The following is a 20,844-nucleotide window of genomic DNA, read 5'->3' as shown; positions in this document are numbered from 1 at the left end:
TCAGTATCTAGTTACCATTGAGTAATCGGTTTGACTCCTTCATTACCAAATATTATTTCGCAAAGGTAAATCTACAATGAGTAACCGCTTGCACGGAATGTGCTTTCGGTTGCTCACAACCGAAAGCTTGCGCCGAGGTTTAATTCGCAGCGGGCTGCGGTTATGAATAACCGCTTGCACGGAATGTGCTTTCGGTTGCTCACAACCGAAACCGTGGTCACTCATAACCACGAAAACCAAAATGAGAAAGCGTAGTTTTAATTAAAAAAGACCAATGGAAATCATTAAAAATAGTTTTTGGATAGTCGCTTTGTTTTTGAGTCTGATAGGATGTACATCGGCTCCTGACCGAATTGGCGATTTAGACCTAAAAAAATGGCGCAGCGACCGTGGAGGTTGTGAAGGCATTCGTAAAAACCAGCTTGCAGATTTTAAAAAAATAGAATCACAACTCCTAAATAAGCACATTGATGAAGTGGGGCAGCTACTGGGGCGTCCCGATATTCATCAGCTAGGAGGTCGTGATCAAAAATTTTACGTCTATTTTTTTGAAAAAGGGACTCACTGTACCGACATCACCAAAAAATCAGAGGGGCAGAAAGTGATACTTCGTTTTAATGCCATCGGTTACTTAGCCGAAGTAACACACCAGACGAAACCGTTGTAAAACGACGGTCAATTCTTCAAAAAGCTCAACACATAAGTAATGATTTCTTTCCGTTGGCTTTCATTGGCGCTGTCATCCATATTATTGTGGATGGTATTGGGAAGCGGTATGACTGTTATACCATAGTTCTTTTGCTCAGCAGGAGTTGGTAGTACCCCCTCATCGGCGGGTTGGTCGCTCGAACGCAAGGAGTAAATTTGTGGGCGACGAGTGCGTGGAAATGGCATTCGTCGATTATCCAACGAAATCACTTTGGTGATTAATTTGGGGTATTGATGAGCAAAAAGCACCGACATATCGCCCCCATTAGAATGCCCAATCAATGCTACGTGTCGGTAATCAGCCTGAGGAAGGCGTTTTTTGAGCTCGCCTAACACAAAATGAATGTTAGTGGCACCACGCTCCCAATTTGGCCGCCGAACTACCTGAGGAACCCCCGTCAGAGGCAATAAATCATCTGTAGGAAGCTCGTGTTGGATGCTTGCTACGACGTAGCCCGATGCTGCCAACGCTTCTGTTAAATAAGAATAAGCTCGATTATCTCCCCCTTTATTGAAGCCGTATCCGTGGCTTAGTATTACCACTTTGGCCTTTTTCAACGAGTTGGGAAGGTAGAGCTCAACAGGAATAGCCCGATTTCTAGTTGCATCTAAAAACACGACACTGTCTTGTTTAAAAGGAGCGGATTGGGCAAAAGTGACAATTGAGAGGACAATCAGGCTGAAAACTGAAACAAAATATCGCATGGAGAAAATGAGGGACGGCTGTTTTGGGGCGAAGATACTACTTGCCCAAATGGAACAAAAGTAGTCGTTTCGGTTTCATCAAAATTTAATGGATAAGTTCATTAAAAATTCACAAGAAATTTGCCGTTGTAAATAATTGTCTATAAAATTGTAAGTAAAATAATAATTAGTAAAGCAATTAAATGTTTTGCACTTCATCAACAAACGTAAACTTAGTGCTCAATAGTCTAAAAATCAGAAAGATATGAACAGTGTAGTAGCAAATTTTGAAGAAGCAGTAAAAGCAACCACCGATTTTTTGCCGCTCAACGGGACTGATTATGTGGAGCTGTATGTCGGAAATTCCAAGCAAGCTGCCCATTTTTTTCAGACAGCTTTTGGTTTTCAACCCTTGGCGTATGCAGGTTTAGAAACGGGCCTTCGCGACCGTGAGTCGTACGTGTTGGTACAAGATAAAATTCGATTGGTGCTGACGTCGCCGCTTCAGGGTGGTACCGAAATCGGGAAACACCTCGACAAGCACGGCGATGGTATTAAAGTGGTCGCTTTGTGGGTGGACGATGCACACTATTCGTTTGAAGAAACCGTCCGCCGTGGAGCAAAGCCCTATTTTGAACCCGTAGTGGAAGAAGATGCGTTTGGGAAAGTGGTACGTTCGGGTATTCATACGTATGGGGATACCGTTCATATTTTTGTGGAAAGAAGTCAATACAAAGGCGTTTTCTTGCCAGGTTTTAAGTCGTGGAATCCTGCCTATCGCCCCGCCGAAATTGGCCTAAAATACGTGGATCACATGGTAGGAAATGTGGGTTGGAACGAAATGTTGCCTTGGGTAAATTTTTATGCCAATGTAATGGGTTTCAATCAGTTGGTGTCGTTTGATGACAAAGACATTTCGACCGATTACACCGCACTGATGAGCAAAGTGATGAGCAACGGCAACGGGCGAATCAAATTCCCCATCAACGAACCTGCCGAAGGAAAGAAAAAATCGCAGGTAGAAGAATACCTAGATTTTTACGGTGGAGCAGGGGTGCAGCATATTGCGGTGGCTACGGATAATATCATCGAAACGGTGACCGAATTGCAAAACCGTGGCATTGAATTTCTACGCGTGCCCACTACCTATTACGATGATTTGCTGTCGCGCGTGGGTCACATTGATGAAGACCTAGCACCTTTACGCAAGTTAGGTATCTTAGTGGACCGCGACGACGAGGGGTATTTACTTCAAATTTTCACCAAACCTATCATGCCTCGCCCGACCCTGTTTTTTGAAATTATTCAGCGGAAAGGAGCGAAGTCGTTTGGTAAAGGAAATTTTAAGGCGCTGTTTGAGGCCATCGAGCGTGAGCAAGAATTAAGAGGAACGTTGTAGCACCTAACAGGTAAAACAATGCAGCAGGACTTTAATAACTATTCGCCCAGCGATCACCAAGTGTGGAGGACGTTGTTTGAGCGGCAAATGGAACAATTGCCGCTCATGGCGAGCAAAACATACCTAGAAGGAATCAAAAAAGTGGGATTTGTCGCCGACCGTATCCCTAATTTTGAAACCGAAACCAATCCCCGACTACGGGCGCTGACGGGTTGGGAGGTGGAGCCTGTGACGGGTTTGATTCCCAAACGTGATTTTTTTGAATTATTGGCCAACCAAAAATTCCCCGCTTCGACTTGGCTACGTACGCCCGAGCAGTTGGATTATTTGGAAGAGCCCGATATGTTTCACGATACGTTTGGACACGTTCCGCTGTTGGCGCACCAGCCGTTTTGTGATTTTATGTCGGAGTTAAGTAAAGTGGCATTGCGGTGGCTCGACGTCCCCGAAGCCATTGAGCAAATCGGTAGTTTGTATTGGTACACCGTGGAGTTTGGGTTGATAGAAGAAGAAAACCGACTCAAAATTTACGGAGGGGGTATTTTGTCTTCGATTGGGGAAAGTACCTATTGTCTCCGCGCGGATGTTCCCAAAATTCGTTTTGATGTAAGAGCGCTTTTAGCCGCTTCTTACCACATCGACCGATTTCAAGACCATTATTTTGTCATAAATTCTTTCGATGAATTGTATCGTTCAGTGCCTGATATTGAGGCTGTTTTAACGGAAATGCACTTTTTGGTGTAAAAAAATATAAGTTTTTTTGCGAAAAAATTTGTTTTAAATATTTCAGAACCGCTATATTTGCGCCTCGATAAACGACAAACCAACGCGGTTTTAATTTATCGTTCAGCCTTTAAACGGAGAGATGGGTGAGTGGCTGAAACCAGCAGTTTGCTAAACTGCCGTACTCGCAAGGGTACCGAGGGTTCGAATCCCTCTCCCTCCGCTTGCTTGAAATAGCAGGAATCGGGATGTAGCGTAGTCCGGTCATCGCGCCTGGTTTGGGACCAGGAGGTCGCAAGTTCGAATCTTGCCATCCCGACAAAAAAGCCTTCCAACTTGGAAGGCTTTTTTTATTTTCTATAGCTTCATTTTTTACCCGCAGAAACCCCCTGAATAATACAAACGCAGATGGACGCTGACAGAAGACTTAATGAGTTTTTTCAGCGTCCATCTGCGGGTTAAATCTGCGAAAGTCTGCGGGTAAAACCTTAACCAAACTTAGCAAATACGCTACTTGTTTATTTTTTGTTATTTGTAAAATATTGATTATCAGTATTTTGAAAAATAATTTCAAAGAAATTTTAAGAAAAATAACCCACTTCAAATCTAACCGCTGACCAATCGCCGTAAGTCTGTTTGTAATTCAACATTTGAACAATCCATAAAAAAACCAAATTACAAACAGAATGAAAAAGCTAGTAATGTTGCTCGTGTCAGCGTTTATTTTCAACGCATCTTTTGCACAAGAAAAAACAGTTGAAGTAGGTGGAGCTCCTATGTATCCGTCGAAAAACATCGTGCAAAATGCAGTTAATTCTAAAGACCACACGACGCTTGTCGCAGCCGTAAAAGCCGCTGGGTTGGTAGAAACTTTGCAAAGTGCAGGTCCATTTACAGTTTTTGCTCCTACGAATGCTGCTTTTGACAAATTGCCTGCGGGAACGGTAGAAACACTCGTAAAACCTGAAAATAAAGGTACGCTCACTACAGTGTTGACTTATCACGTAGTGGCAGGTAAAATGGATTCAAAAGCAATTGCAGCTGCTATCAAAGCAGGAGGTGGAACGGCTACGTTCAAAACTGTACAAGGTGGAACGTTAAAGGCAATGATGAAAGGGAAAAAATTGGTTCTTACTGACGAAAAAGGCGGTATGTCAACAGTAACAATCAAAGACGTGTATCAAAGCAACGGCGTGATTCACGTTATTGACACAGTCGTAATGCCAGGATAGGTAAGTGCGGATGGTTGGCTTACGGCCTGCGAGCGGTGGATAATTTCCACCGCTTTTTTTATTTTGTGTCAACTAAAACAAACTTCCCTGCAATCCTCCCTTTTCAAATTCAATAAGCCATTTTTTGCGCCAAAGTCCACCTGCATAACCCGTAAGACTACCGTCGGAGCCAATGATGCGGTGGCAGGGCACAATGAGCCAAATGGGATTTTTGCCATTGGCGGCGGCCACGGCACGAATGGCTTTTTCGTCGCCTAGTTGCCGAGAAAGTGCTAAATAAGAAGTGGTGCGGCCAAAAGGGACAAGGAGTAAGTCCTGCCAAACGCGTCGTTGAAATTCGGTTCCTTTGGGATTTAGCTTTAGGTCAAAAACTTGACGTTTCCCTTCAAAGTATTCTTTTAATTGGGCTACACAGCTCTGAACTACCTCACAGGTTGGGGCTTCGACGGCAGGAAAGGCATCGTTGGTAATGGTCACTTTTTGGATGCCTTCGTCGTCACCTTCAATGTGAGCTACTCCGAGGGGCGTTTGCAAATACGCAATAGACATGGGTTGTAGTTGATAAAATTGAAATAAAAATAGGTTTTTTTTGCATATAATCGTAATTTTGCGCGCAAATTTTTTAAAACAACTTACTATGTCTGCTGTTGTAGAAACGGCCAGTGTTTTGGCCGACCGCATTAACGCGTTAGAAGAGTCTTCTACGTTGGGAATGACCAAAAAAGCGCGCGAACTCGCCGCACAAGGTCATAAAGTGATTAGCTTGAGCGTTGGTGAGCCCGACTTCAAGACCCCCAAGCACATCTGCGAAGCTGCAAAGCAAGCCATCGACGAAGGCTATCACGGCTATTCGCCAGTGGCAGGTTATGCCGATTTGCGCAAAGCCATTGCTGATAAGTTTAAGAACGAGAATAATATAAATTGGAAACCTGAAAATATCGTGGTTTCAACGGGGGCGAAGCATTCGTTGGCTAACGTGATTCAGGTATTGGTAAACCCAGGCGACGAAGTGGTGATTTTGTCTCCATATTGGGTGAGCTATTCCGAAATGGTGAAGTTGGCGGAAGGGAAATCGGTGATTGTGGATGGTAGCTTTGAAAATGATTTTAAAGTAACACCTGAGCAATTGGAAGCGGCCATCACGAGCCGTACCAAAGTAGTAATGTTTGCTTCTCCAAACAACCCAACGGGTTCGGTATATAGCGAAGAAGAACTTCGTGCGTTGGCAGCGGTGATTGCAAAATACGAAAATGTGTATGTATTGGCCGACGAAATCTACGAATACATCAACTTTACACCACAAGGTCACTTTAGTATTGGTTCTGTAGCCGAAATTCACGACCGCGTGGTTACGGTTAACGGAGTTGCCAAAGGATATGCCATGACAGGATGGCGCATTGGTTACATCGGTGCAGCTAAATGGATTGCCGATGGGGTAGAAAAATTACAAGGCCAAGTAACTTCTGGAACGGGGTCAATTTCACAGCGCGCTGCGTTGGCTGCCATCACAGGACCTAAAGATGCCGCCAAAGAAATGTGCGAAGCCTACGACCGTCGCCGTCATTTGGTGGTTGGTTTGTTGAAAGAAATTCCAGGATTCAAAGTAAATATGCCACAAGGTGCGTTTTATGCGTTCCCTGACATTAGCTATTATTTCGGTAAAACGGATGGTAAAACGGCCATCAACGACTCGGATGATTTCTGCATGTGGTTGTTGAACGAAGCGTTTGTGGCCACAGTTGCAGGTTCTGGTTTTGGAGCACCAAACTGTATGCGTATCTCAACGGCTGCTTCGGACGAAAACTTAACCGAAGCATGTCGTCGTATTGCAGAAGCCGTAGCAAAATTGTATTAGTCACAGACTGCGACTGACGAAAATACGTGTACCCCGAGAAAGCAAACGCGCTTTTTCGGGGTCTTTTTTTGCTATTGCTTTGGAAGCTTTTTAAGAATGGCTGAATCAATATAAAACGTACCAAAAGGAATAAAGCACGCCAGTAAAACTTTCCAAGTTACCGTTCGGAAAGGCCAACGTTGTTCAAGGCTTATTTTGAGGGTACTAAAAACAAAAAGTACAAAAAGGATACCATGGACAGGGCCAATGGCTTTTACCCAACTTGGATCATGCGCTATGTACTTGAGCGGGACTGCTACAAAAACAAGCACCAGTAGAGAAATGCCTTCCAAAAAGGCAATAAGCCGTAACCGACCTACGGAGGTCGTGAAAAAAGAGCTCATAATGTAAATGTTAGAAAGTTCTAAAAAGTGGTCGAGTAGAGAGCGGAGAAAATGGCCAAGGTATGGCAATAAAAATAACCAAGAGGGTCAATCCAAACCAGAAAAACATGGTTTTGAATTTATCGTGGTCGGTGACTTTTCGTTTTGCTAACGCCGAACCGATGGTGACAAGAACAACCGCGATAAACATTAGCAATGGATGAATCAATCCGAAGAATGTTAAATCTAATTGTTGAAAACCCATTCGGATATGTTTCAAAAAATACATTGCCATCGGGCTTTCGCTGTAAATCCATAAGCCGAGCATCAATTGAATATGGGCCATAGTAGCTGTCCAATGCCGAAAAGCGTTATCGGCTCTTGTGAATGGACGGGGTTGGCGAATTCCTAAATAAGCCCTAATCAGGGAGATAACTAAGCTGGCGACGACCAACCAACGAACCGTGGAATGTAGAAATAAAAGAAGTGAGTACATAAATCTTTTTTTGGCAAAGGTCGTTGCTAACCGAATACAAAAGTAGGACGAGAAAAGCCGATATTAGGACAAATCAATCCTTTTGCGAAACTCAAGCGGACTGACTCCCACGTATTTTTTAAATAGCCTACTAAAATAAGAAGCGTCTAGTAAGCCAAGTTCGGTAGCAATTTCACTGATACTCAGTTTGCTTTGAAACAGGAGCACTTTGGCCTCCAGCACGAGCGTTTCATCTATCCATTTGGAGGGAGATTGGTTTGTAACATCACGAATAATTTTGTTGAGGTGGTTGGGGCTAACGTGGAGTAATTCGGCGTATTCACTCACAAGATGTTTACTGCGAATGTATTGATGTAAGAATGCTTTGAAGCGATTGGTTAGGTGTAAAGACGTCGTGCTTTTTCCTTGTGCCAGTGGTTGATAAGCCGTATTTAACTCGCACAGTGCCGCAATAAAATAGGGCTGAATCAACGAACTTCCCAAGCCGTATTGTTGGTATTCGAGCTGTACCCGTTGAAAAAGCATTGCTAAAAAAGGGGCGCTTGACGGCTCTGGGCAAATGATGGGGTTGCCCCAAAGCGTAAGAAACTCAAATTGGTCAATCAGTTCTTTACTGCCAATTTTACCAATGAGAAAATCACTGTTAAAAACCGCGATGTATCCTTGATTTTGCTCGTATTTGTCGTAGGAAAAGACCTGTCCAGCGGGTACAACAAGGCATTCGTTGGCTTGAATGCAAACATCGTGGAAGCCAATTTTCATGGTAGCTTCCCCTGACGTTAAGTAAATAAGCGAGTGCGTAGTGGAGCGAGAAGCGGGAACGGGTAATTTAGACAGTTTTATCAATTCTTGCACATCTACAATAAAGAAGCGCCCAAAGTCGGGGCGCATCATTTCTTGCAGCGGAGGCTCAGGCTCAAAATACCTATCGACAAATTCGTAGGTCGAAAACGTTTTTATTTTTTTTGACACGGCACTTGTCTCGTTTATTCGACGGCTTCTTGGTACCATTTTTCAAAATTGGCAGGAGCCTGCCAAGGGTGTTTTGGTTCGTAATAATTCCAAAGCGCTTTTGCTACCTTTCTAAGTAAAACATAACCAGCGTTATTGGAGGTCCAACTTTCGTCTTTGTTGTTTTTGGTAATGACACAATACACGTACTCTCCGTGAGGCGCATGAACCAAGACGGCTTCTGAGCGAGAGCGATTGACCGCGCCATTTTTACAGGCCGTTTTGATTTCAGGGGGAAGTTGCGAAAGCCCTTCGCCGTCCCAATATTGGCGGGTTAAGTTACGGTACATACGGTCGGAGGCATCGGGGCTAATGGCTTTTCCCGTCCGAATCATCGCAATGAGTTCGGCCATTTCGCGGGGACTGGTTTGTCCCCAGCCGTAACGCGTGCGGTTGGCTTCGCGGCCAGGGGTTCGCGAATTGACTCGGGTGGCCGTGAATCCGTTTTTGTCCAACCATTCGTTGATACTTTTGCCACCTCCCGCCAAGGCTTGACACCAAAGACTGCCTGTGTTGTCGCTGACGGTTTCCATGAGCATTACCACTTCGCTCAGCGGAATTTTGGCGCCGTCTTTGAGTGAGCCCACAATCCCATCGTCGTAGTGTAACGAATCTTTGTAGGTAAGAATGGCATTGTATTTTAACTCACCCTTACTGATTTTGTCAAACAACCCGCACTGAATCGGTACTTTAATCATGCTGGCGGTAGGAAACAGCGTATCGGCATTGATTTCGACGATTTTGTTGGTTTTCAAATTCCGAACGTAAATCCCGACATCGCCTTCATGCCCCTTGATGAGTTCTTGAAGTAGCGCCGTAAGTTTTTTGTCCATTTTGGGGTTACCAATTGCGGAAGGCTGAGCCGATGCTGTAATAATACCGCAAAGGCAAATGATGATAAGAAAGGAAAGGCGAGTTGATGAAAACATGGGTTGGTGTATTGGGAATTAAAGTGTGCTTTCGGTTGCTCACAACCGAAATAGTGCGCTACGTTAGTGAACCAACGTGGTGGTTTCGGAAAGCTGGTTATTCTCAAAATCTGACAGGTTTTGCAACGTCACTTGGGCGATTTGCGTGAGGGCTTCTTCCGTAAAAAAGCCTTGGTGCGCCGTAATCAGCACATTTGGAAAACTCATCAGTCGCATGAGCATATCGTCTTGGATGATGCTTTCCGAAAAATCATTGAAAAACAAATCGGCTTCTTGTTCATAGACATCAATGCCCAAATATCCTAATTTTCCGTTTTTTAGGGCATTAATAACCGCTTTGGTGTCGATAAGCCCGCCGCGACTCGTATTGATGAGCATGGCGTTAGGTTTCATTTTTTCGAGCGACTCGCTGTTGATGAGGCGATTGGTTTGGGGCGTAAGCGGGCAGTGCAGTGAAATTACGTCCGACTGGGCAAATAGCTCGTCTAATTCCACAAATTGAACTCCAGCATTGATAAGAACAGGATTGGGATGAATGTCATAAGCCAGTACTTTGCACCCAAACCCTTTCATAATGAATGCAAAAGCCTCCCCAATTTTTCCTGTTCCGACCACGCCGACGGTTTTTCCGTACAAATCAAAGCCCGTGAGGCGTTCCAACGAAAAATTCCCTTCACGGACGCGGTTGTAAGCTTTATGCGTTTTTCGATTAAGCGTCATGATGAGTGCTACGGCGTGTTCGGCCACGGCGTGAGGCGAGTAAGCAGGTACACGAACGACGGCAATGCCCTGTTTTTGAGCCGCTTGAAGGTCCACATTGTTGAAACCCGCACAGCGTAGGGCGATGATTTTGATGTTTCGCGCGGCGAGTTGCGCAATGACTTCAGCGTTGAGTTGGTCATTGACAAAGACGCATACCCCGTCGTAGCCGTTGGTCAAATCAACGCTTTCGGCGTTGAGGGGATTTTCAAAGTATTTTAACTCATGGTATGTATTGTAGCGGTTAAAATAGATTTTATCGTAGATTTTTGAACTGAAAAATGCAATTTTCATACCTTTTGTGTGACTTAAAACTAAAATAACGGTCTAACGATTTGCAAGGACTTAAAAAACACTTAGATTTGAGCCTTGTGAATCAAATATAGTATAAACCAAACAAAATCTTTTTCAACCATGGGACTCATGTCATTTTTTAAGGGTGTTGGAGAAAAAATCTTCGGCAAAGACGAACCAGCTGCAGCACCTGAAAAAGTTGCGGAACTCAAAGCAGGCGCGTTGTTACAACACGTAAAAACGTTGGGCTTGCCTTACAATAAACTTATTGTAAAAGTTGCGGGTCACACCGTTATTATCGAAGGTGAAGTTGCGAAACAAGAAGACGCTGAAAAAATCGCGTTGGCAGTAGGAAACGTTGAAGGCGTTGAAGCTGTTGATAACAAAATGGAGGTAGCTGAACCAGCTCCAGAGGCTCAGTATCACACAGTTGTAGAAGGTGATTGGCTTTCTAAAATCTCAGCTAAGTACTACGGAGACCCAATGAAGTACGAAATTATTTTTGAAGCAAACAAGCCAATGTTGACTCACCCTGACAAAATTTACCCAGGTCAGGTGTTGCGCATTCCGCCGCTTTCATAATTCAACTTTCTGAAAGTTTTAACCCAACTTCCCGAAAGTTTTGAACTTTCGAGAAGTTCTCCACAAGCCCTTCTAAGCGTCATTTCTTGGAAGGGCTTTTTTGTTGTTACTACCCCCAAAAAAGTGAAACTGATTTTTATCATGGTTTGGGTTAACAAAAAGTCATAAAAGGCTAGTGGGAAAATGATTGTTTTGAGAACAAACATTTTAACCATCGTCGCACTATGACAAAACGTATTTCTTCCTCGACACCCATTGCGGCCCCAAGCCCCGCGTCAGAATCGGTAGTTGCTAGTTCCATTGTTGATGTAAATGAAGTGGATGCGTCCATTCAATTGTCCGAACTGCGCAACCTTCGCACCAAAAAAGACCTGTCCGATTTATTTAAACGCAACAACTCTGATCCCCGTAAAGTGCTGGAAACCATTCGCTACGAAGAGGAATTGGAGAAATTACAAATCGAACTAGTAAAACTTCAACGTTGGGTACAGGCCAAGGGAAAACGGATTGCGATTTTGTTTGAAGGGCGCGATGCGGCTGGAAAAGGAGGAACCATTCGGCGATTTACGGAACACCTCAATCCCCGTGCGATGCGGGTGGTGGCCCTACCCAAACCGACTGAAGAAGAAAAAGGTCAATGGTATTTTCAACGCTACGCCAAGCAACTTCCCAACCGTGGCGAAATTGTTTTTTTTGACCGAAGCTGGTACAACCGCGCGGTGGTTGAGCCAGTCAATAACTTTTGTACGGAAGGACAATACGATATTTTTATGCAGCAAGTGCCTGAGTTTGAGCACATGTTGTACGAAGACGGACTTATCATTATCAAGTTTTGGTTTTCGATTTCCAAGGAAGAACAGTTGAATCGGTTCAAATCGCGAAAAGCCAATCCGTTGAAACAGTGGAAATTAAGTCCCGTAGATATGCAAGCGCAAGAAAAATGGACGACGTACACGAAGTTCAAAGAACAGATGTTTAGCAAAACGCACACTTCGTTTAGTCCGTGGATTATTGTGAAGGCAAACAACAAACAAAAAGCGCGTTTGGAAAGTATTCGGTATGTATTGTCCATTATTCCTTACGAAGGAAAAGACAAAAGCGTTGTTTCACTCTATCCCAATCCTAATATCATTACGCGTTTTCACCGAAATGCAATGACGGTAGATTAATAGCTATCTTCCCGAAAGTTTAAAAAACTTTCGGGAAGATATTAAACTTTCGGTGAGGCTTTTCTCCTCCGATACGCCTGTAATTGTTTCAGCGGAAAAGGCAGGTTATTGTAATGCAGCACTGAATATTGTTCGGGCTGAGCACCGAAGGAAGCATAAAACGAGGCAATGGATGCCTTTTCGGGACTTTCAAAGTCGAAAATATAGCCCGAGTTGGCGTAGGTTTGAAAGAGTTGATCAATCAACAATGTACGCGCGTTGCCTTTGCGCCCGACGGGAGAGGCGGCGTTGAACAAATAAATAATGCGCTGGTCGTGGATGGCAAACAGCGCTCCAGCCTCTATTTTCCCGTCTTTGAGCGCATAAATAAGGCGCGCGGCTTTTTGGTGTCGCAATACTCCTTCCACCTTGCGTAGTAATTCGTAAGCCGTTTCGGCCACGCCCCCCTGAATGTTGGCAGCATGGTTTTCTTGAAATAATTGTATCAGTGGGTCAATGTCTTGGTTCTCGGTGATTTCCCACCCAAAACGAAGCGCCCGTTGTAGGTTCATCCGACGGTCGGGAGAATAGCGTTGACGGAGGGTAGGATAGTGCGCATCCAGCGGAAAAAGGTGCGTGTAGCAGTGCCGAAGTTCAAATTGTTGGGGAAATTGTTCTCCCAAAAACCGCCCCGAATAGCTAGAAACGTACCGAAAATGCGTAGAAAGAGCTTCCAAAAAAGCAGCTTGCACCGAGGTAAGCTCGACCGAAGGTGCAGTGAAAATTCCTAAAAATTGACAGTAAAATGGCTGTTGGACTACGTTTAACCCCCATTTTTGCTGAACAGGCAACGGCATGATGGCCTTCCAAATTCCTTCTTCTTCCCAAACCAATGCCTGCCACTGCGGCGAAACCACCTCCAAATACCACGAATAGGCATACACGACCCGCTGCGGGGAAGCCGCAATAAAAGCATCCCAACGGCTGAGGGAAAAATCGGTATGCGGGAGGAGGTGGAGGTTACCCAAAATTACTCCGAATTTTTTGGAGCGCTTCTTTGACTGCTTCGTCTTGTTCCATCAAATCACTGATGGTCTGTACGGCGTGAATGACCGTGCTGTGGTCGCGGCCGCCAAAGTGATAGCCAATGGACTTCAAGGACAAATCGGTGAGTTCTTTGGCAAAATACATGGCCACCTGACGCGGAAATACCAACTCTTTTTTACGGCTCTTGCTTTTCAAATCGGCGATGGTCACGTCGTAAAAGTCCGATACAATGTCCTGAATCGTGTCGATGTTGACTTCTTTTTCTTCGGTAGAAACAATGTTTTTCAACACGTTTTTGGCCAATTCAAGGTCAATATCGCGGCGAACAAGCGATGCCTGCGCCATAAGGGAGATAATTACGCCCTCAAGTTCGCGAACGTTGGTGTTGACACTGTGCGCCACGTACTCAATCACACTTGCCTCGATGTAAATCCCCTCGGCTTGGAGTTTGCGCTGAATGATGGCAATCCGCGTTTCGAGGTCGGGTTGTTGGAGGTCGGCCGTAAGTCCCCACTTAAAGCGCGAAAGCAAACGGTCTTGAAGTCCTTGCAATTCACTCGGACGGCGGTCGGAGGTCATGATGATTTGACGTCCCGATTGGTGCAAGTGATTAAAAATATGGAAGAAAGTATCTTGCGTTTTTTCTTTGCCCGACAAAAACTGCACATCGTCCAAAATCAACGTATCCACCCGCATGTAGAAGTCGGTGAAATCTTGCAGGGTGTTGTTTTTGATGGCGTTGATAAATTGGTTCGTAAATTTTTCCGAAGAAACGTACAACACCGATTTGTCGCCAAAATGACCTTTGATGTGGTTACCGATGGCTTGTACCAAGTGTGTTTTGCCCAATCCTACACCGCCATAAATCAGAAGCGGGTTGAACGAAGTAACGCCTGGGCGCTGGGCCACGGCCATTCCAGCCGAGCGGGCCAAACGGTTGCAATCTCCCTCGATGTAGTTATCAAAACTGTAATTGGCATTGAGAAACAAATCCAACTCCGTCGTATCAATCCCTCTCACGGGCGGTGGAGCAGGCTTTCGGGGTTCGGAAGCTGCTTTCTGACGCGCCTCGGCCGCTACGGGCGAGTTGGTCGTCGGAACGTGCACCTTAATTGGCGGCTGGCGGTCGGTGCCTGTGTCAACAATGATAGAGTATTCGAGTTGTCCTTCACGGCCAATAGCGAAATCGAGTGCGCGTCGAAGAACGTGAATATAGTTTTCTTCGAGCCACTCATAAAAAAACTGACTAGGTACTTGTATGGTCAAAGTTTTCCCATCAAGCCGAAAGGGAACAATCGGCTCAAACCAGGTTTTAAAACTTTGTTCGGAGATATTTGCCTTGATGACTTGCAGGCATTTCTCCCATACCTCATCGACTTCGCGGCGTAATTGATAGTTCACTCAACTCTATTTTTTGGACAAAGGGCTGCAAAATTAGGGAAAACTTACGCATAAACAACAAGCAGGAGGTGCTGATTTTTGTCAGAAATGCAGTTTTTTTGCAAAAAATCATGGGTTTTTTGCGCATCTATATCTATATAGCAGCAAATCCAGCACAAGGCTTGAAACGGAAAGTTATTCCCTCTATTTTTACCCCATCGTTATAAAATTATTTTTTCTTTAAAAAGTACCAAACTTCATGAACTTACCTCTTTTCTCCGAATTTTCCCCCGCCTCCAAAGAAATTTGGAAACAACAGACCCTCAAAGACTTAAAGGGAAAGGATTTTGAGGCAACCTTGTTTTGGAAAACGGCGGAAGGGATTGTGGTCGAACCTTACTATGCGGCGGAAGACCTTGTGGACGAGCGTTTTGTGGAAATACAAGCCTGCCAAGTCAAAAATACGGGTTGGCTCAATCAGCCACAAGTGGAAGTAGGGGAAGAAAAAGCAACCAATGCACAACTTAAGGCACTACTTCAAAAAGGAGTGGATGCGTTGACGTTGGATTTGGCAAAAAATAAAAAAATAGAACTGACAAAATTGCTCGATGGGATAAAGTTGAGCGAAACGCCCGTTTTTTTTCAAACAGGAGGACGAGAAGCGGCCACCGTTTCGGAATTACTCCGATTGATACCTTACCAAATGAAAGGCGGTTTGGCCGACGACGGCTTGGCGCGTTGGACGCAAACGGGGGAACTTTCAGCCACGTATTTTGAAGAGTTGGCCAACTGTATTCGACAAACTCAAACATCGCCGCAGTTTCGGTCGGTGTGCGTGAGTAGTCATGCGTTTCATAACGCAGGAGCCAACATTGCCCAAGAGCTGGCCTTCACGCTTTCATCAGCAGTGACCTTCCTAGATAAACTTACCGATGAAGGTCTTGCGGTGGAGGATATTTTGCCAAAAGTATATTTCTCCTTATCCATTGGTACAAATTATTTTCTGGAAATCGCCAAACTCCGTGCACTGCGGTATTTGTGGGAGCGAATTTGTGGGCAGTTTTTGAAGGAAGAAGGTACCTCCTTGCGTCGGTATGACAAAGCGAACTGCTACATCCATGCGCAGACATCGACGTTTTATGAGGCAGCCACCACGCCCAATACCAATATGCTACGCGCCACGACGGAGGCCATGAGTGCGGTTATGGGCGGTTGTGATGCGTTAACCGTACACGCGTACGATGCAGTTTTTCAGGAAACGGACGAGTTCTCAGAGCGGATTGCTCGGAATATTTCCATTTTGTTGAAGGGGGAAAGTTATTTAGACAAGACTATTGACCCTGCGGCGGGAAGTTATTACCTCGAAAACCTGACGCTTCAATTGGCCGATGCGGCTTGGGCATTGTTCTTGGCTATTGAAGAAAAAGGTGGGTTTATGGAGGCAATTGCCCAAAATTTTATTCAAGATGCCATTGAGGAGAATTTCCAACAAACGCTCAAAGCTTTGGAAGAAGGGAAACGTGTGATGGTGGGCGTCAATAAATTTAGGTTTGATGATGGCACCGTTGTGATACCTCCCGCCATTGATGAAAAGTCCATTCAATCAGCGTTTAAATTACTTGTCAACCGTCGAATTGCCCAATCGTTTGAAGTATAAAAGCTAGGATAGAATGACCACACCAGATAAAGTAAGTCGGTATTTACAAATCCTGCTCATGGGGGCAGTGATTATGTATTTCACCAAAGTGATTAGCATTCCGATGATGTTTGGGTTACTGATTGCGATGGTACTTTACCCGCTTTGTCGGTGGCTTGAACAACGTCGTTGGCCTCGTAGTGCTGCCATTGCGGCGTGTCTTGCCATTGTGTTGGTGATTGGCGCGGGCTTGGTTGGAATTATGGTGTGGCAAGTGGTCGAATTACGGCAGGAACTACCACGATTGACGCTGAAAAGTGACAAGATATTGGTTGATTTTCAACAGTGGCTCACGACGAAATGGCATATTTCGCTTGACATGCAAATCAATTGGCTGCGACAGACGGCTAATAATTTGGGCAGTCGATTGGGAGCAGTGCTGTTGGGGACGGTCAATGCGACGGCAAGTTTACTGTTCAATTTGGTGATGATACCGCTTTTTACGGCCTTGTTTTTAAGCTACCGAGAACTGTTGATGCGGGGCTTATATCAGCTTTTTGGCGATGCAAACCGTAACCGAGTAAGGGTGGTAGCGATGCAAACGGTAGATACCTATTATAACTACATCAAAGGCTTGCTCTTGGTATATTTGATTGTTGGTATTCTCAACAGTGTGGGCTTGGCCATTGTGGGGTTGAACCAAGCGATTTTGTTTGGTTTTATTGCGTCCATTTTGACCATCATTCCTTACGTTGGGATTGCGATTGGGGCGTTGCTGCCCATTTCGGTTGCTTGGATGATGCACGATTCTATTTGGTATCCGTTGGGTGTGGTGGCGGTTTTTGGCATCGTTCAGTATTTGGAAGCCAACGTCATTTTTCCTTGGGTGGTAGGCGTACAATTAAAGGTAAATACGCTGGCGTCGGTAGTGGCGTTGTTTTTGGGCGGGGTTATTTGGGGGGTATCGGGCATGGTGTTGTTTTTGCCTTTTGTGGCTATTTTAAAGCTCATCGCCGATAATGTGGACGAGTGGAAACCCTTAGCGACGTTTTTAGGGCCTGATAAATAAAAACCCATCTGTGTGCATCCGTACGAAAAATGGTATGAATTAACATTTGAACTATAAATTATGAAACCCAACTTCCTCAACATAGAAAAAGAACTAGCTACTTCCTTGCGTCAACATGACAAACCGCAAGAGGGGTTAAAACCCTTCGTTACCGCCGAAGGCATCAAAGTAAAAACAACTTTTACCAACGCAGACGTAGCCGATGCCGAACATTTGGGGTTTGCGGCGGGCATTCCTCCCTTTTTGCGCGGTCCGTACAGCACTATGTACGTGATGCAACCTTGGACGGTGCGCCAATATGCAGGTTTTTCAACGGCGGAGGAGTCCAATGCTTTTTACCGTAGAAACTTAGCCGCAGGGCAAAAAGGACTTTCAGTGGCGTTTGACTTAGCAACGCACCGTGGGTACGATTCCGACCATCCAAGGGTGGTGGGTGACGTAGGCAAAGCAGGGGTAGCCATCGACAGCGTGGAGGATATGAAAATTCTTTTCGACCAAATTCCCCTTGACCAAATGTCGGTTTCGATGACCATGAACGGGGCCGTGGTGCCGATTATGGCCTTTTATATTTTGGCCGCCGAAGAACAAGGCGTTTCTCCCGAACAGTTGGCAGGGACGATTCAGAACGATATTTTGAAAGAGTTCATGGTGCGCAACACCTACATTTATCCTCCCGCGCCAAGTATGCGCATCATTGGGGATATTTTTGCGTACGCAAGTCGTTTTATGCCCAAATTCAACAGCATCAGTATCAGTGGCTACCACATGCACGAAGCGGGCGCACCTGCCCACATTGAGCTTGCTTATACATTGGCCGACGGGTTAGAATACATTCGTACGGGCTTGGAGGCGGGTATGGACATTGATGATTTTGCGCCGCGTTTGTCGTTCTTTTGGGGGATTGGCATGAATCATTTTATGGAAATTGCCAAAATGCGCGCAGGACGGTTGTTGTGGGCAAAAATTGTGAATCAGTTTTCCCCAAAAAACAAAAAATCGCTGGCATTGCGTACTCACTGCCAAACCTCAGGCTGGTCGCTGACGGAGCAAGACCCGTTTAACAACGTGGCTCGCACGGCGATTGAAGCGATGGCGGCGGCCTTGGGTCATACTCAAAGTTTGCACACCAATTCGCTCGACGAAGCCATTGCTCTACCTACTGATTTTTCGGCGCGGATTGCTCGGAATACCCAATTGTATTTACAAAATGAAACGGACATTTGCCGCGTGGTGGATCCGTGGGGAGGGAGCTACTATGTCGAATATTTGACCAAAGAATTGGCTGAAAAAGCGTGGGCGTTGATTGAAGAAGTGGAGCAAATGGGCGGAATGACGAAGGCGATAGAGGCGGGCCTTCCCAAAATGCGCATTGAAGAAGCGGCCGCCCGCAAACAAGCCCGCATTGATAGCGGCAAAGATATTATTCTGGGTGTCAACAAATTTAAACCTGACTCGGAGAAGGCGCTGGATATTTTGGAGGTGGATAATCAGGCCGTTCGAGTGTCGCAAATTACGCGATTGAATCGTTTGAAAGCCGAGCGCGACCCCGAAAAAGTACGAGAAGCGTTGGAAGCCATTACGGAGGCGTGTCATCGGCAAGGAGGAACGGATTTTGACTCCAATTTGCTCAGTTTGGCCGTAAAAGCGGCGCGTTTGCGCGCAACTTTGGGAGAGATTTCGGAGGCAATGGAAAAAGTTTTTGGAAGATATAAAGCCGTGATACGTTCAATTTCAGGAGTATATAGTGCGGAGGTTTCGGACGATGAAAACTTCCGTTTGGCCCGCGAGATGGCCGACCGTTTTGCCGAACTTGAAGGGCGTCGTCCGCGTTTGATGGTGGCCAAAATGGGACAAGATGGCCACGACCGTGGTGCCAAGGTAATTGCGACGAGTTTTGCCGATTTGGGTTTTGACGTGGACATGGGGCCGCTGTTCCAAACCCCAGAAGAAACGGCTCGCCAAGCGGTAGAGAACGATGTGCACGTAGTAGGAGCGTCGAGCTTGGCAGCGGGGCACAAAACCCTCGTTCCACAATTAATTGAAGAACTCAAAAAACTAGGCCGCGAAGATATTATGGTGATTGCGGGCGGCGTGATTCCTCCCCAAGACTACGATTTCTTGTACAAAGCAGGGGTAAAAGGTGTTTTTGGCCCAGGGACAATTATCTCCATTGCTGCTCAGAAGATTTTGAAGGAATTGATGGGAGAGTAGAGAGAATAATAGGAGGATATTCTGTACTAAAAATATAATAAACTCGTTTGTAATAGAGTCTGTCTATTGCAAACGAGTTTATTGTTTAATGAGAAAAATAGTATGAAGAATTTTTTATACATCCTTCTTTTTCTTGCTTTTGTGAGTTGTAAAGACTCTGATGATCAAGGAACTATTCCGTTGAATCCGAATGAGCCGTTTGGCGCGCGCTACCAAGTCATGTTGAACTATCATATAAAAGTAATAGATTATGCCAACGGCTATAAGTCGTATTGGGTAGAAAAAGGAGGGAATCAAGCGGTGGTTCTATTTACATTAGAACCAGGTGCCGACAGAAGTTGCTGTGATAATGGTTCTCCTTTTATTGCCTTTGAAATAGACCCTAACCAACCCAAGTTTGAATATACTACGCCACAACAGCTTGAAAATGCGAAAGCAAATACAGGTTTAACAAACAGTTTTGCGGGGCCTCAGTCGTATGGATTAAAAGACGGAAAAGTGAGTGGTGTGAAAGTAACACCCAAGGAATGGCAAATCACCATGGATATTCCTCAAAAAACGAATAGCTTTTACAATGGTATGGTGGTGAAAGGGAATTTCGTTGAAATATAAAACCTAATTTCCTGCAAGAAATGCAAAGTAAATGGATGCCTTTAGTTTTGACACTGTGCTTAGCGATGGTATTAAGCTTGCTTGTCTCAAAATTTAAGAACTGGAAGTCGAGAGAAAATTTTGGTACTGCATATAACGACGAACGAGAAGGTTTGGGGATTCCTCCTATTGGCCGTAAATGGTATTTTTCAACAGACACTGTAAAAGTCCATAATATCGTCAACCTACATTGGTTTAAATATGAAAACCCAGAAAAGGTAATTTATAATTCTACCATATTGCCTCAGCACATCAGTAAAACAGTAGTTCTGACCAATGGCAAGCGTTCGTTGGAGCGTGATACCTATTATTTCAAAAGCAATGGAGTGTTTCAAACGTTGACCTTGAGTTATGATTTTGACGAAAAAAAATGGGGTAGTTCGTTGGAAGTAGATTACAACGCGGATATTTTGATGGAGATGAATGCCGAAATGACCGAAAATCTGGAAGAAATATCGTTAAATAATGAGGTGACTCTTGAAATTAGAAATCGGGTGATAAATGAAGTATCAAAAAAATACCAGCCCACAATGAAGGCACCTTCTAACACTTATTTTGAAGTAAATGCCTTACAAAAAGCCGATAGCATTTTGGCCAGTTGGAAACTACGGCGGGTTGAAGGTTAAAAAATGCAACTCTCAAACCTGTAGCCCCGTTAGCATTAGCGG

General features: G+C 44.9%; 21 protein-coding genes and 2 tRNA genes. 14 read left to right on the top strand and 9 right to left on the bottom strand.

All coding sequences use genetic code 11. The features are described 5' to 3' along the window. The first annotated feature begins 274 nt into the window (after window positions 1–274). A complete protein-coding gene (locus AC23N5_RS12800) occupies window positions 275–667 on the top strand; it encodes a hypothetical protein (RefSeq protein WP_487755889.1) in 393 nt (130 codons plus the stop codon). 8 nt (window positions 668–675) lie between these two features. Here the strand turns inward: AC23N5_RS12800 and AC23N5_RS12795 are convergent, their stop codons facing one another. Then, entirely contained in the window at window positions 676–1,413 is a 738-nt protein-coding gene (locus tag AC23N5_RS12795) for an alpha/beta hydrolase family protein (RefSeq protein ID WP_487755888.1), read from the bottom strand. Between the two features lie 244 nt (window positions 1,414–1,657). Here AC23N5_RS12795 and hppD point away from each other — a divergent pair, with 244 nt between their 5' ends. The 5 genes from hppD to AC23N5_RS12770 all read left to right on the top strand — a co-directional run bounded on the left by hppD (window position 1,658) and on the right by AC23N5_RS12770 (window position 4,746). Continuing rightward, on the top strand, window positions 1,658–2,791 hold the full coding sequence (gene hppD, locus AC23N5_RS12790; RefSeq protein WP_183975858.1) for a 4-hydroxyphenylpyruvate dioxygenase: 1,134 nt from the start codon (window positions 1,658–1,660) through the stop codon (window positions 2,789–2,791). Window positions 2,792–2,809: 18 nt separating this feature from the next. Further along, complete coding sequence (gene phhA, locus AC23N5_RS12785; protein WP_487755887.1) at window positions 2,810–3,535, top strand: phenylalanine 4-monooxygenase; 726 nt, start codon at window positions 2,810–2,812, stop codon at window positions 3,533–3,535. A 115-nt stretch (window positions 3,536–3,650) separates the two neighbouring features. Next, a tRNA-Ser gene (locus AC23N5_RS12780) sits at window positions 3,651–3,737 on the top strand. Window positions 3,738–3,758: 21 nt separating this feature from the next. Next, a tRNA-Pro gene (locus tag AC23N5_RS12775) sits at window positions 3,759–3,833 on the top strand. A 367-nt stretch (window positions 3,834–4,200) separates the two neighbouring features. Then, on the top strand, window positions 4,201–4,746 hold the full coding sequence (locus tag AC23N5_RS12770) for a fasciclin domain-containing protein (protein ID WP_183975862.1): 546 nt from the start codon (window positions 4,201–4,203) through the stop codon (window positions 4,744–4,746). Between the two features lie 72 nt (window positions 4,747–4,818). On the opposite strand, the gene AC23N5_RS12765 is transcribed toward AC23N5_RS12770, so the two are convergent. Continuing rightward, a complete protein-coding gene (locus AC23N5_RS12765; protein WP_487755886.1) occupies window positions 4,819–5,295 on the bottom strand; it encodes a methylated-DNA--[protein]-cysteine S-methyltransferase in 477 nt (158 codons plus the stop codon). An 88-nt stretch (window positions 5,296–5,383) separates the two neighbouring features. Between AC23N5_RS12765 and AC23N5_RS12760 the strand changes: the two genes are divergently transcribed. Beyond that, the gene (locus tag AC23N5_RS12760) at window positions 5,384–6,601 is read left to right on the top strand and encodes a pyridoxal phosphate-dependent aminotransferase (RefSeq protein WP_183975866.1); all 1,218 of its coding nucleotides are present in this window, start codon (window positions 5,384–5,386) and stop codon (window positions 6,599–6,601) included. Window positions 6,602–6,672: 71 nt separating this feature from the next. On the opposite strand, the gene AC23N5_RS12755 is transcribed toward AC23N5_RS12760, so the two are convergent. From AC23N5_RS12755 to AC23N5_RS12735, 5 genes are all read right to left on the bottom strand, one after another. Continuing rightward, window positions 6,673–6,984 carry a DUF3817 domain-containing protein gene (locus AC23N5_RS12755; RefSeq protein WP_487755885.1) on the bottom strand — a complete coding sequence of 104 codons (312 nt, stop codon included), beginning with the start codon at window positions 6,982–6,984 and terminating at the stop codon, window positions 6,673–6,675. A gap of 10 nt (window positions 6,985–6,994) precedes the next feature. After that, window positions 6,995–7,459: a hypothetical protein gene (locus tag AC23N5_RS12750; protein WP_487755884.1), complete on the bottom strand. Its 465-nt coding sequence runs from the start codon at window positions 7,457–7,459 to the stop codon at window positions 6,995–6,997. A 63-nt stretch (window positions 7,460–7,522) separates the two neighbouring features. After that, window positions 7,523–8,431, bottom strand: coding sequence for an AraC family transcriptional regulator (locus AC23N5_RS12745; RefSeq protein WP_487755883.1), 909 nt, complete (start codon window positions 8,429–8,431; stop codon window positions 7,523–7,525). A 14-nt stretch (window positions 8,432–8,445) separates the two neighbouring features. Beyond that, window positions 8,446–9,399, bottom strand: coding sequence for a serine hydrolase (locus tag AC23N5_RS12740; RefSeq protein ID WP_487755882.1), 954 nt, complete (start codon window positions 9,397–9,399; stop codon window positions 8,446–8,448). A 63-nt stretch (window positions 9,400–9,462) separates the two neighbouring features. Further along, on the bottom strand, window positions 9,463–10,452 hold the full coding sequence (locus AC23N5_RS12735) for a 2-hydroxyacid dehydrogenase (protein WP_487755881.1): 990 nt from the start codon (window positions 10,450–10,452) through the stop codon (window positions 9,463–9,465). A gap of 120 nt (window positions 10,453–10,572) precedes the next feature. Between AC23N5_RS12735 and lysM the strand changes: the two genes are divergently transcribed. Continuing rightward, on the top strand, window positions 10,573–11,034 hold the full coding sequence (gene lysM, locus AC23N5_RS12730) for a peptidoglycan-binding protein LysM (protein WP_028524782.1): 462 nt from the start codon (window positions 10,573–10,575) through the stop codon (window positions 11,032–11,034). Window positions 11,035–11,258: 224 nt separating this feature from the next. Further along, the gene (gene ppk2 / locus AC23N5_RS12725) at window positions 11,259–12,203 is read left to right on the top strand and encodes a polyphosphate kinase 2 (protein WP_122929887.1); all 945 of its coding nucleotides are present in this window, start codon (window positions 11,259–11,261) and stop codon (window positions 12,201–12,203) included. 41 nt (window positions 12,204–12,244) lie between these two features. On the opposite strand, the gene AC23N5_RS12720 is transcribed toward ppk2, so the two are convergent. Beyond that, window positions 12,245–13,210 (bottom strand): GNAT family N-acetyltransferase, encoded by a 966-nt coding sequence (locus AC23N5_RS12720; protein WP_487755880.1) that lies wholly within the window; start codon window positions 13,208–13,210, stop codon window positions 12,245–12,247. Next, on the bottom strand, window positions 13,203–14,630 hold the full coding sequence (dnaA, locus tag AC23N5_RS12715) for a chromosomal replication initiator protein DnaA (RefSeq protein ID WP_122929889.1): 1,428 nt from the start codon (window positions 14,628–14,630) through the stop codon (window positions 13,203–13,205). Before dnaA ends, AC23N5_RS12720 begins: the two co-directional genes overlap by 8 nt. A gap of 238 nt (window positions 14,631–14,868) precedes the next feature. Between dnaA and AC23N5_RS12710 the strand changes: the two genes are divergently transcribed. The 5 genes from AC23N5_RS12710 to AC23N5_RS12690 all read left to right on the top strand — a co-directional run bounded on the left by AC23N5_RS12710 (window position 14,869) and on the right by AC23N5_RS12690 (window position 20,802). After that, a complete protein-coding gene (locus tag AC23N5_RS12710; RefSeq protein WP_487755879.1) occupies window positions 14,869–16,266 on the top strand; it encodes a methylmalonyl-CoA mutase subunit beta in 1,398 nt (465 codons plus the stop codon). 13 nt (window positions 16,267–16,279) lie between these two features. Then, the gene (locus tag AC23N5_RS12705) at window positions 16,280–17,314 is read left to right on the top strand and encodes an AI-2E family transporter (RefSeq protein WP_183975882.1); all 1,035 of its coding nucleotides are present in this window, start codon (window positions 16,280–16,282) and stop codon (window positions 17,312–17,314) included. A gap of 60 nt (window positions 17,315–17,374) precedes the next feature. Further along, window positions 17,375–19,525, top strand: coding sequence for a methylmalonyl-CoA mutase (scpA, locus tag AC23N5_RS12700; protein WP_487755878.1), 2,151 nt, complete (start codon window positions 17,375–17,377; stop codon window positions 19,523–19,525). A 102-nt stretch (window positions 19,526–19,627) separates the two neighbouring features. Beyond that, complete coding sequence (locus tag AC23N5_RS12695; RefSeq protein WP_487755877.1) at window positions 19,628–20,137, top strand: hypothetical protein; 510 nt, start codon at window positions 19,628–19,630, stop codon at window positions 20,135–20,137. A 77-nt stretch (window positions 20,138–20,214) separates the two neighbouring features. Next, window positions 20,215–20,802 (top strand): hypothetical protein, encoded by a 588-nt coding sequence (locus AC23N5_RS12690; RefSeq protein ID WP_487755876.1) that lies wholly within the window; start codon window positions 20,215–20,217, stop codon window positions 20,800–20,802. Window positions 20,803–20,844: the final 42 nt, after the last annotated feature.

The organism is Runella sp. R5_40, from assembly GCF_057652295.1.
Note: the sequence above shows the minus strand (reverse complement) of the source record. Positions and strands in the feature narration are given on the sequence as shown.